The sequence below is a fragment of the Nocardia yamanashiensis NBRC 100130 genome (assembly GCF_001613325.1).
Taxonomy (GTDB): domain Bacteria; phylum Actinomycetota; class Actinomycetes; order Mycobacteriales; family Mycobacteriaceae; genus Nocardia; species Nocardia yamanashiensis.
In genome coordinates this window covers 1-13272 of the sequence record NZ_BDCD01000065.1, presented here as the reverse complement: position 1 = coordinate 13272, position 13272 = coordinate 1, and the positions used below count along the sequence as shown (strand labels likewise).

Below are 13272 nucleotides of genomic sequence, written 5' to 3'. Positions count from 1 at the left end.
CGCGCGCCGAACTGTCCCCGGCGACGGCCGCGGGGCTGGAGAGCGCCGCCGAGCGCTTCGGCACCAGCCCCGCCACTTTGGTGATGGCGGCCGTCGCGCTGTACTACGCGCGGCTCACCGGCACCGAGGACGTGGTGCTGAGCCTGCCGGTGTCCGGGCGCACCACGGCCGTGCTGCGCCGCTCCGGCGGCATGGTGTCCAACGTGGTGCCGCTGCGGGTGCGAGTGCCGCGCGACGGGACCGTGGGCGCGGTGGTGGACGCGGTGCGGGTGGCGGCCTCCGGGGCGCTGCGGCATCAGCGTTTCCGGCACGAGGACATGCGCTTCGAGGACGCGGACGCCGGTGCGGAGCTCTCCCGCGGCTTCGTCGGCCCGGTCATCAACATCATGCTGTTCCCCGCGCCCATCGGGTTCGCGGGCTTGGAGACCAACCTGAACGTGCTCACCTCGGGACCGATCGAGGACCTGTTCGTCAACTTCTACCAGCACGGCGCGGGTGCGCCGATCCACGTCGACTTCGCCGCGAATCCCCGCCTGTACGAAGAGCATTCGCTCACCCGCCACCATCGCCGCTTCCTCGCCGTGCTGGACTCCCTGCTGGCGGCCGACGCGGAGGGGGCTGTCGCCGACCTCGACTACTGGACCGCCGACGAACGCGCCCTGCTGGCGGGCGCGCACGGTGCGCCCGCACCCGAACCCATGCTGCTGCCAGAGATCCTCGTGGCGGGGCTGGAACGCGCGGGCGCGGACGGTGTCGCGGTCGTCGCGGGAGACTGTCGGCTGACTTACGCTGAGCTGGACGCGGTCTCGAACCGCCTGGCGCGAATTTTGTTGCGCGCAAACCTGAATGCCTCCGAAGGCCCCGCCGCAAGCAGCGGCGCAGGCCCGGAATCCGCCGTACTGCTGGCCCTGCCCCGTTCGGCCGAAGCCATGGTGGCCGTGTGGGCTGTCGCCAAGACCGGCGCCGCCTTCGTACCGCTCGGGACCGGCCTGCCCGGTGAACGCGTCGAGCGAATCGCCGCCGAATGCGGCGCCCGTATCGGCCTCGCATTCGAAGCAAAGATCGCGGACCTGCCCGACTCCGTGCATTGGATCGCGGTGGACACTGTGCTGTCCGAACGGGTGCGGCCCGATCGGGCAGTTGGTGTGCGGGCCGTGGATGCGCGCGGCGTGCCAGATCATGCTGAGTCCCTCGAAGTAGAGGTCACCCCTGGAGCCCAGAAGTCAGGTGGCGAGTACGCGGCGGCCGCGGCTTCGACGGACGGATCCGGGCCGGATCCCGATGTGCTGGAAGCAAACGCGGCGCCCGGACCGGTCGGCCGAGTTCACGGGGCGGTCGATGCGGAACAGGCCGCCGGGGTGGACGATTGCGCGGCGCTGAACCCGGCTGAATTGCGTGGGCCGGTGCGGGTGGGCAATCCGGCCTACATCGTGTTCACCTCCGGGTCGACCGGGGTGCCCAAAGGCGTTGTGGTGACGCATGCCGGGCTGTCCGGTCTGGCCGCGGCGATCGTCGCGGCGTATCGGGTCGAGCCGGGGGCGCGGGTGTTGCAGTGCTTGAACCCGAGTTTCGATGCGTCGGTGCTGGAATGGCTGATGGCGTTCGCTTCCGGGACGACGCTGGTCGTGGCCGAGGCGGATCCGGTGGTCGGGGACGAATTGGCACGGCTGGTACGGTATTTCGGCATCACGCAGGTGTGTTCGACTCCTGCGGTGCTCTCGACGCTGGAGCCGGACGCGCTCGACGGGGTGCGGGCGGTGTCCTCCGGCGGGGAGCCGACGCCGCCGGATATCGTGGCGCGCTTCGGGATCGGGCGGGATCTGCTGAACTCGTACGGTCCGAGCGAATCCACGGTGGCGGTTACCTACACCTCCGGGCTGGTGCCCGGTGAGAACGCCGGACTGGGTGATCCCATACCCGGCGCGGGGATGCTGGTGCTGGACCGCTGGCTGCGACCGGTGGCGACCGGGGTCGCGGGGGAGCTGTACGTGACCGGGCCGGGCGTGGCTCGCGGTTATGTGGGACGCCCGGCCTTGACCGCCGAGCGGTTCGTTCCGGCGCTGTCCGGCCCGCCCGGCAGCCGCATGTATCGCACCGGAGATCTGGTGCGCTGGACCGAATCCGGTGTGCTGGAGTACGTCGGCCGCGGCGACTTCCAGGTGAAATTGCGCGGCATGCGGATCGAGCTGGGCGAGATCGACGCCGCGCTGCACGCCCACCCCGATGTGGAGATCGCGGTGACCGTGGCGCGTCCGGCGGCCGGGGGCGGCGCGACCTTGCTCGCGGCCTATGTCGTCCCGCACGCGGGCGCGACGCTCACCGAAGCGAACCTGCTCGACCATGCCGCGCGCCGTCTCCCGCCCTACATGGTGCCCGCGACCGTGACCGTGCTCGGCGCGCTCCCGCTCACCGCCAACGGCAAAGTGGATCGCCGGGCGCTCCCGGAACCCGCTGCCGCCCAGCGTGTATCGCACCGCGCGGCGTCCACCGCGACCGAACGCGCACTGTGCACCCTCTTCGGCGAGGTGCTCGGCGCTCCCGATATCGACCCCGACGCATCCTTCTTCGCCCTGGGCGGCGATTCGATCATGGCCATCACCCTGGTGTCCCGTGCTCGCGCCACCGGTCTGTCCTTCTCGGCCCGCGATGTCTTCGAGCACCGCACCCCCGCCGCCCTGGCGGCCGTGGTCACCCAACTCGACGACCGCCCCGCCCAGCTCCCCGAACTCCCCGGCGGCGGCATCGGCCGCCTGCCCCTCACCCCGGTCGCCACCTGGCTGCTCGCCCGCCCCGGCTGGGAACACTTCGCCCAATCGATGGTCGTCCGCCTCCCCATCGGCGTCGAACCCGCCGCCCTGCACCGCACCCTCGAGGCCCTCCTCGACCGCCACGACCTGCTGCGCGCCCGAGTGATCGACGGCGAATCCGGCCCCGAACTGGAAGTCCCCCCGATCGGCCTGACCGACGTCGATCCGCTGCTCACCCGAATCGACTGCACCGCAACCGACTCCATATCCGAAGATGTCGTCGAGTGGTCGCTGGCGGATGCGGTGGCCCGGCTGGATCCGCGGGTCGGCCGGATGATCGCGCTGGCTTGGCTCGATGCGGGTGCGGGGGTGCCGGGGCGTTTGGTGGTCGCGGTTCATCACCTGGCTTGCGATGCGGTCTCGTGGCGGATTCTGTTGCCGGACTTGATGTCGGCGTGGGCGCAGGCGTCGGCCGGTGCGGTTCCGGAGTTGCCGCCCGTCGGAACCTCGGTGCGGACGTGGGCGCATTCGCTCCAGGAGGTAGCACAATCCCGCACTGCCGCAACGGATTCGCTGGCATCGGAGTGGCCGATAGCGGAACTCGACTATTGGCGTGGGGTGTTGGCAGCTGATCCGCTGGTGGGCCGGCGGCGGTTGGATGCGCGGGTCGATACGTACGGGGCGGCGCGGCGGATCGAGGTGGAGGTGCCGGTTGCTGCTTCGGAGGCGCTGGTGGCGGGGATCGCGGGGGCTTTCCGGTGTGGGGTGGAGGAGGCGCTGCTCACCGCGTTGACGGTGGCGCTGGCGCGGCGGCGGTCGGCGCGGGGGCGGCTGGCCGATGCGGCGGAGGGCGTGGTGGTGATGGTGGAGCGGCACGGGCGGGACGAGTCCCTGGTGCCGGGGGCGGAGCTGTCGCGGACGGTGGGATGGTTCACCGCGCCGGTGCCGATGCGGCTGGGGCCGGTCGTGATCGATTCGGCGGCAACGGCTTTGAAGACGGTCAAGGATCAGGTGCGGGGGGTGCCGCGCGGGGGACTCGGGTTCGGGTTGTTGCGGTATCTGAACGGTGAGGCCGGGGCCGTGCTGGCGGAACTGCCGGAGCCGCAGGTCGGGTTCAACTATCTGGGGCAGATTCCGGATGTCGAGGCCGAGGGGGACTGGCTGCCGGTCTCGATGGCGGATCGGCTGGGCGGACACGCGGACCCGGAGATGCCCTTGGCGGCAGTCCTGGCCGTGGACGCCGTCACTTTGGAATCGGCTGCGGGGCAGCGGATCAAGGCGATCTGGCAGTTCTCCGACGGCGCCCTGTTCGCCGGTGAGGTGCGGGCGCTCGCCAGCGCATGGGTGACGGTGGTCGAGGAGCTCGCCGCGCTGGTGAGCGACCCGGAAGCCGGCGGGTTCACGCCCGCCGATCTGCCGCTGCTGGCCACCACGCAGCGCGAGATCAACAGCTGGGAAAGGCATTACGGGCGACTCGACGATGTGCTGCCGCTGACGCCGTTGCAGCGCGGACTGTGGTTCCAGGCGCAGCTGGCGGACGGCGCGTCCGACGGGTATTCGGTGCAAGCGGTCATCGATGTGGAGGCCGACCTCGAACCCGATCGCCTGCGCGCCGCCGCCGATGCGCTGGTGCGCCGCCACCAGGTCTTGCGGGCCGCGTTCGTGACCTCGGGTGACCGTGCGGTGCAGGTGATTTCGGCGCACGCACAGGCCCCGTGCACGTTCCTGGAAGCCTTCGATGCCACCGCTGCCGAGCTGGACGAGATCGCGGCCCGTGAACTGCGGACGCCCTTCGATGTCGCAGACGCCCCGTTGCTGCGGTTCCTGTGCATAGCGTTGGGGGACAGGCGATTCCGTATCGTCATAACCAACCATCACCTGATTCTCGACGGCTGGTCCATGCCGATCCTGTTCGCCGAGCTGGTCGGACTCTACGAAACACGCAGTGAAGACAGCGGTTTCGCCCAGCCGGTACCGTTCACGCGATACCTGGAATGGCAGTCCACCCGCGACCGGGAACGCGCCGTACAGGCGTGGTCGGCGGCCTTGAACGGCCTGCCGGGACCGACGCTCGTCGCACCGGCCGCACCCCGGGCCGACGCCGCGACCGCCCCGGTAGCCCATGAAATCCCGGTGCGCACCGAAACGATCGAGCAGCTCCGCGCCACCGCCGCCGCCTGCCAGGTCACCCTCAATACCCTCGTCCAGGCCGCCTGGGCGCTTCAGCTGTCCGAGCTGACCGGCTCCGCCGATATCGTCTTCGGCGCGACGGTCTCCGGCCGCCCGCCGGAACTACCCGGCGCGGAACGCATGATCGGCATGCTGGTCAACACCGTCCCGGTCCGCATCGCCCTCGACCCGGCCGAACCGGTGGCGGAGCTGCTCGCCCGCGTACAGCGCGAACAGGCGGCCCTCGCCGAGCACCAGTTCCTCGGCCTCGACGAAATCCATTCCCGCACCGGCCTCGGACCACTGTTCGATACGGCCACGGTCTTCGAGTCCTACCCTGTCGACACGGCTTCGCTCACCGCCGCCACCCGGCGCGCGGATCTGACCGTCACCGATATCCGGACTTTCGACGGCACTCACTACCCGCTGTCCCTCGCCACCTACGCGGGAACCGGTCTGCGCTTCGAACTGACCCGCTCACCGCGCTATTTCACTGCGGCACAGGCCGAATCGATCTGCACTCGCTTCGCCAGGCTGCTGACGGCGCTCACCGAGAACCCAGCCCGCCGGACCTCCGCCCTGCGCGGCATCGACCTGGATGCTGCCGCTGTCCGCCAGGGCGAGCCCGCACAACCCGTCCGCCTGCTGCCCGACCTCCTCACCGGCACCGCCACGCCCGATACCGTCGCGGTTGTCGTCACGGGCGGCATCACCGGTTCGCTGACCTATGAAGAGCTGGACCGCCGGTCGAATCGGTTGGCGCGCACATTGATCCGCGATGGCGCAAGCCCCGGCGCAGCGGTCATGGTAGCCCTGCCCAGATCCATCGAATCGATGGTCGCCCTGTGGGCGGTCGCCAAAACCGGTGCCGCATTCGTCCCGGTGGACACCGCGCAACCGGCAAGCCGGACCACCGCCATGGCATCGGAATGTGCTGCGGTACTCGGCATCACGGCCGACCGCTTCGAAACGGATCTACCGGAACATCTCCGCTGGCTGCGTATGGACGACCCGGAATTCGAAGCCTCCGTCAGCGCGATCCCGCCCACCGCGCTGACCGACGCCGACCGTCCGGCACCCTTGCACCCCGGCCACGCCGCCTACATAGTCTTCACCTCCGGCTCCACCGGCACCCCGAAGGGCGTGGTGGTCACCCACGACGGCCTCGCCGGCATGGCCGCCGCCACCGCACGCAACTGCCGATTCACCCGCGACTCCCAGGTCATGCACTGCCTGAACCCCGCCTTCGACGCCGCGATCCTGGTCTGGCTGTCCACCTTCGCCGCCGGCGGCACCCTGGTCCTCGCCGCCCCGGACGCCAATGCGGGCGCGGAACTTTCCGCCGCCATCCTGGAAAGCGCTGCGACACACCTGATCTGCACCCCCACCGTGCTGTCCACCCTCGACCCGAACACCCTCGACACCGTCCGGACCATCGTCACCGGCGCGGAGCCCTGCCCGCCCGCCCTGATCCGCCGCCTGTCCGCCGACCGCATCCTGGTGAACTCCTACGGCCCCGCCGAAACCACCATTGCCGCCGGCTTCGGCGACCCGATGACGCCCGAAACCGGCAGTCTCATCGGCACGCCCGTGCCCGGCGCGACGCTCCTGCTCCTGGACGACTGGCTGCGCCCCGTCCCGGTCGGCGCGATCGGCGAACTGTACGTTCGGGGCCCCGGCGTAGCCCAGGGTTATGCGAGCCGCCCCGGCCTCACCGCCGCCCGTTTCATCGCCGACCCGTTCGCGCCGGGCTCCCGCCTGTACCGCACCGGCGACCTGATGCGCTGCACCCCGGCCGGATTCGAATACGTCGGCCGCTCCGACTTCCAGGTGAAGATCCGCGGCATCCGCGTCGAACCCGGCGAGGTCGACGCCGCCCTGCTGACCCATCCGGATGTGACCGCCGCCGTCACCATCGCCCACCGGACGGCCACCGGCGCCACAGCACTGTGCTCCTACGTGACCACCCCGGACCCCGACTCGTCCGCCGGCGAACTCGTCGGCGAGCTGACCGCATGGCTCGGGCAGCGCCTACCCCGGTACCTGGTGCCGTCGAGTATCCAGGTGCTGGCGGAGATGCCCCGCACCCGCAGCGGCAAGATCGATACCCGGGCGCTCCCGGAACCCGTTGTCGCACTCGCGGATTACGTCGAGCCGGTTGGCGACGAGGTCCTGATCGCCGCTACCTTCGGCGAGGTCCTCGGCCACGATCGGGTAGGCGCGCGCGACGACTTCTTCGCTCTCGGCGGCGATTCCCTGATCGCCACCCGTGTAGCGTCCCGCCTGACCGCCGACCTGCACACCCCCGTACCCGTCCGCCTGCTGTTCGAAGCGCCGACCGTCGCCGAGCTGGCCTGCCGCATCACCTCCGGCACCGCCACCACCGAACCCGCGCTGCTCCCGCTGCCCCGCCGGAAGACCGAACCACTGTCGCCTGCCCAGCAGCGCATGTGGTTCGTCAACCGCTACGACCCATCCTCCCCGGCCTACAACGTCCCGGTCGCCCTGCGCCTGTCCGGCCACCTGGACCTCACGGCCCTGCGTTCGGCCCTCTACGACGTAATCAGCCGCCACGAAACCCTCCGCACGGTCTATCCCGACATCGACGGCGTAGGCGTTCAGCGCATTCTCGATGCCTCGGCCGTAGAACTCGACCTGGAGCCCAGGCCGATCACCCCCGCAGACCTTCCCGCCGCTGTCGCAGAAACGATCGGCACCGGCTTCGACGTCACCGCCGCGGTACCCCTGCGGCTGCGAGTATTCCGACTCGACAGCCCCGCACCCGGCAGCGACGAGTATGTGATCGTGCTGGTTGCCCATCACATCGCGACCGACGGTTTCTCCATGGCGCCGCTGACCCGGGACGTCGTGGCCGCGTATGCCACGCGTGCGGCGGGTGAAACGCCCCGGTGGGAGCCGTTGCCGGTGCAGTACGCCGACTATGCGCGCTGGCAGCTCGCCCGGCTCGGCAGTGCCGACGATCCGGAGTCATTGCAGGCCAAACAGATCGGGTTCTGGACCAGCGAGCTGGCGGGACTGCCGGATCACGTCGATCTGCCGTCGGATCGGCCCCGGCCCGCCCGGGCCTCGCATCGCGCCGGGGAGTGCGTGGTGCGGGTGAACCTCGAGCTGAGCGCCGCGCTGGAGCGGTGTGCGCGGGCGCATCGAGCCACGCCGTTCATGGTGATGCACGCCGCGCTGGCGGTGCTGCTGGCGCGTGCGAGCGGCACCGACGACGTGGTGATCGGCACGCCGGTGGCCGGGCGCGGGGTGCGCGAACTGGATGACCTCGTCGGGATGTTCGTCAATACGCTGGTGTTGCGCACCGGGATTCGCGGCGGGGAAGCGTTCGGGGACCTGCTGGGACGGGTACGGGATGGCGACCTGGCCGCGTTCGAGCACGCGGATGTGCCGTTCGAGCGGTTGGTGGAGGTGCTCGCGCCCGCGCGCTCGGAAGCGCGGCATCCGATCACGCAGGTGATGCTGGTCTTCCAGAATCTCGCCATGCCCCGGCTGGAGATGCCGGGCGCCACGGTCACCCCATTGGAGTTGCCGCAGACCAACAGTCGTTTCGACCTGAGTCTCACCGTCGTCGGCGACAGCGACGGCCTGCAACTGCGCTGGTGCTACGCCACCGACCTGTTCGACGAGTCGACAGTGGTCGCCTTCGGTGAACGCCTGGTCCGGCTGCTGACTGCCGCCACCTCGGAAACCACTGTGCCGGTCGGTGATATCGATCTGCTGACCGACGCGGAACGGGTAGTACTGCGAGCCGGAAATCCCCCCGCCGCCGCGCCGCGCACCCTGGCGGAATTGATGCGCGATGCCGTGGCCATGAACCCCGACGGCATCGCGGTGGTGTGTGCTGACCGGCGGCTGACCTACCGCGAACTCGACACGCGGGCCGAACAGCTGGCACGCGCATTGCGATCGGCGGGCGCTGGACCGGAAACCCTGGTGGCAGTGGGCATCCCGCGATCCATCGAATCTATCGTCGCGGTCTGGGCGGTGGCCCGGACCGGTGCTGCCTTCGTACCCGTGGACCCCGCCTACCCGGCCGATCGCATCGCCCGCATCGTCGATGTCTCCGGCGTCCGGCTCGGCCTGACGGTGACGGCGGAGCGCGATCGACTGCCGGGGACGGTGGATTGGCGCTGCGTGGACGAGCCGACCGGCGAGCCGGCGTCCACCGGACCGGCCGCGGCCCGGGTGCGACCCGAGAACCCCGCCTACGTGATCTTCACCTCCGGATCGACGGGCGCACCCAAGGGCGTGGTCGTCACCCATTCCGGCCTGGCGAATCTCGCGGTGGCACAGCGTGATCGCGACGGCATCGACGCCGATTCACGCGTACTGCACGTGGCCTCGCCGAGCTTCGACGCCTCGGTCCTGGAACTCGTGATGGCGGCGAGCGCGGGCGCCACCCTGGTGGTCGCGCCGCCGACCGTCTTCGCCGGACCCGATCTGGCGGAACTGCTGGCAAGGGAACGGGTTTCGCACATCGCGATCACACCCTCGGCCCTGGCCACCGTGAACCCGGCCGGCCTGACGCGGCTGCGAATGATCATCACCGGCGGCGAACCCTGCCCGCCGGAACTGGTGTCCGCGTGGAACGCACCGGGCCGCAACCATTTCAACGACTACGGCCCGACCGAGACCACCGTGTGGGCCGCCGGCAGCGACCCCTTACGTCCCGGCGACCCGATCACCATCGGCACGGCCGCACCCGGCATGCGGGCCATGGTGCTCGACGACCGGCTGCGCGCGGTCCCCGACGGCGTGGTGGGGGAGCTCTACCTGGTCGGCATCGCCCTGGCGCGCGGCTATCACGGCCGCAGCGACCTGACCTCGGCGCGATTCCTGGCCGACCCGTACGGTGCGCCGGGCGACCGCATGTACCGCACCGGCGACCTGGTGCGGCGGCGTGGCAACGGCCTGGAATACCTGGGCCGCACCGACACTCAGGTCAAACTGCGCGGCCTCCGTATCGAACTGGGTGATGTGGAGGCCGCGCTGACGGCCGATCCCGCCATCGCCCAGGCGGTGGCGCTGGTCCGGGCGGACGATCGCGGCGGCATGCTCGTGGGGTACGCGGTGCCCGCCCCCGGTGCGAAGCCCGACCCGGCCGAGCTGAAGAAGGCTGTGGCCCAACGGGTTCCGTCCTACCTGGTCCCCGCAGTCATCATGCTGCTGGACGCGCTGCCGCGCACCGCCAACGGCAAACTGGACCGCGCAGCCCTGCCCGCCCCGGAACGCTCCACCGCGGCCCGGCAGGCCCCGCACGGCTCCGACGAGGAAGCCGTGGCCGCCGTCTTCGCCGAAGTGCTCGGCATCGAACAGGTCTGGCGCGATGACGACTTCTTCGCCCTCGGCGGCAACTCGCTGATCGCGACGCGCGTGGTGGCCCGGCTCGGCGCCGCCCTGGACACGGCGATCCCGGTCCGAGCCCTCTTCGACGCCCCGACCGTCGCCGAACTCGCCGCCTACCTCGCCGCGGGCGGTGCGAGCGATCGCCCCCGCCCCGGCCCGCGTCCCCGCCCCGAGCGCATTCCCCTGTCGGCGGCCCAGCAGCGCATGTGGTTCCTCAACCGCTACGACCCGTCCTCACCGGTCTACAACATTCCCGGCGCATTCGAAATCGAAGGCGCACTGGATATCCCGGCGCTCCGCGCGGCCGTCTCGGATGTGATCGCCCGGCACGAGACGCTGCGCACCATCTACCCGGCGGGCCCGGACGGCCTGCCGTATCAGCGGATACTGCCCGCCGGACCGCCCCCGGTCATCGAAATCGAAGTGCCGGAGAGCGAAGTCGCCAAAGCCCTCGCCGAACAGCTCGCAGTCGGCTTCGACGTCACCCGCGAAACCCCGCTGCGCGTGTGCGTACTGCACGTCTCCGCCGAACGCACCATCCTGGGTATGGCCGTGCACCACATCGCCGCCGACGGCTGGTCGATGGCCCCGCTGGCCCGAGACATCTTGTCCGCCTTCGCCGCCCGTACCGAAGGGCAGCCACCGGCCTGGACCGAACTGCCGCTCCAATACGCCGACTACGCCCTGTGGCAGCGCGAACTGCTCGGCGACGACACCGACCCCGCGAGCCTCGCCCACCGGCAGCTGGACTTCTGGCGCGCCCGCCTGGACGGCCTGCCGCCGGTGCACGCCCTGCCGCTCGATCGCCCCCGCCCCACCCTCCCGTCGGGTGTCGGCGACCAGATCCAATTCACCGTCCCCGCATCGGTTCACGACCAAATGCAGGTCCTCGCCAGAACACACGGCGCGAGCCCGTTCATGGTCGTGCACGCGGCCCTGTCCGTCCTGCTCGCCCGGCTCTCCGGCACCCCGGACATCGCCCTCGGCACCGTCGTGGCCGGTCGCGGCGACGGCGAATTCGATGACCTGGTCGGCATGTTCGTCAATACGGTCGTCCTGCGCACCCACATCGATCCCGCCGCCGATTTCGCCGCCACCCTGGATGCGGTGCGCGCCGACGATCTGGCCGTCTACGGCAATCTGGACCTGCCGTTCGAACGCCTGGTGGAAGCGCTCGCCCCCGCCCGTTCGACCGCCCACCACCCGCTGTTCCAGGTCCTGCTGGCCTTCCAGAACCTGGAAATGCCCGCAACGGAACTGTCCGGCTTGATGATTCGCCCCCTGACCGCTCCCGCGCCCGGTTCGAAGTTCGACCTGGAGTGGATGCTGGCCGAACAGTTCGGCCCGGACAGCACGCCGGCGGGCATCACCGGCACCCTGACCTTCGCCACCGACCTGTTCGACCGCGCCACCGCCCAAGCCATGGCAGACAATCTGCTGTCCCTGCTGACCGCATTCACCACGACTCCCGATGCGACCGTCGGCGACGTCGCGGTCTCGGACGCCCTGCCGCCCCTCACCGCGGACACCGCACCCCGGGTCGCCCCCGCCCCCGAGCCCCGCCATCACGTCTACCGCGCCCCGCGCACCGAAACCGAACGCCTGCTCACCACCGCGTTCGAAACCGTCCTGGAGCACCCGCGAATCGGCGTGGACGACAACTTCTTCGACGCCGGCGGCAACTCCATGGCCGCTGTGCAACTGGTCAGCCAGGTGCGCGAGAGCACCGGCGTAGCGCTGCCCCTGCAATGGATGTTCCTCGACCCGACCCCGGCCGCCTTGGCGCGCCGCCTCACCGAGGCCGCCGCGCAACCGGGCGCGGAGGCGTCGTTCCGGGTGCTGCTCCCGATGCGCTCCGGCGGCGCCGACCCGGGCCTGTTCTGCATCCACCCGGCTGTCGGATTGGCTTGGTGCTACGGCGGTTTGGTGCGTCACATCGACCGCGAGCGCTCCGTCTACGGCCTGCAATCGCCGGGCGTGGTGGATGGCGGCACCGCCGACCGCACCATCTGCGAACTGGCGGTCCGCTACGCCGAGGAGATCCGGAACGTGCAGCCGCAGGGCCCGTACCATCTGCTCGGCTATTCGGCCGGCGGCCCGATCGCGCACGCCGTGGCGATCGAATTGCGCCGCCGCGGCGCCGAAGTCCCATCCCTGATCATGATGGATGCCCGTGCCGACGTAGCGGTCACCGATGACGGCGACCTGCCGCCGCTGGCCGTGCTGCTCGCCGAATTCGGCGGCATCGACGTACCACCCGAGCACGCCGACCTCACCCCCGACACCGCCGCCGAACTGCTCTCCGCGGCAGGCATCTCCCTCACCGCGACCGATCTGGAGCACTTCTACAGCGATATGCGGCATCTGCTGCGCCAGCTCTCGACGCATCGCCCGGAGATTTTCGACGGCGAACTCCTGTTCTTCACCGCGTCCGGCAATCCGGAATCCGTTCCGAATGTGGACACCTGGCGGCCCTATATCGCCGGTCCGGTCCACGATCATCGCCTCGCCTACGGGCACAATCGCCTGATCACGCCCGAGGCGTGGGCCGAGATCGGCCCGCTGATCGACGCCTATCTGCACCGCGACTAGCCGGACCGGCGCATCTCCGCCGCACGAAACCCGCTGGGACACCCGCGCGCTGGGGAAGAATGGCAGTGACAATCGGGGAGTGACGGAAGGTTGGGCTGTGTCGGTCAACGGGAAGCGGCGGTTACTGGGTTCAGCGGCAGTGGGGCTGGGCGCGCTCGGCGCGGGTGAGCTGATCGCCGCCACACAGGGCGGATCCGTGATCGACGGGTTCGGGCGGCTGCTGGCGGATACCGCGCCGACGCCGGTGGTCGAAGCGGCCGTGGCGCGGGCGGGGCGGTACGACAAGGAGGTCACCCGGGCCGGGGTGGTGCTGGGCGCCGTGGCGGCGACGGCCGGAATCGCCGCGCTACCGGATCGATTGCGCGGCCTCGCGGTGGCCGGACTCGGCGCGGGC

General features: G+C 70.5%; 2 protein-coding genes. Both read left to right on the top strand.

Translation table 11 applies throughout. The features are described 5' to 3' along the window. Positions 1 to 11 precede the first annotated feature (11 nt). A complete protein-coding gene (locus tag NY1_RS41445; protein WP_267888503.1) occupies positions 12 to 12878 on the top strand; it encodes a non-ribosomal peptide synthetase in 12867 nt (4288 codons plus the stop codon). A 97-nt stretch (positions 12879 to 12975) separates the two neighbouring features. Further along, on the top strand, positions 12976 to 13272 hold a 297-nt coding region (locus NY1_RS41440), incomplete at its 3' end, for a hypothetical protein (protein WP_218028581.1).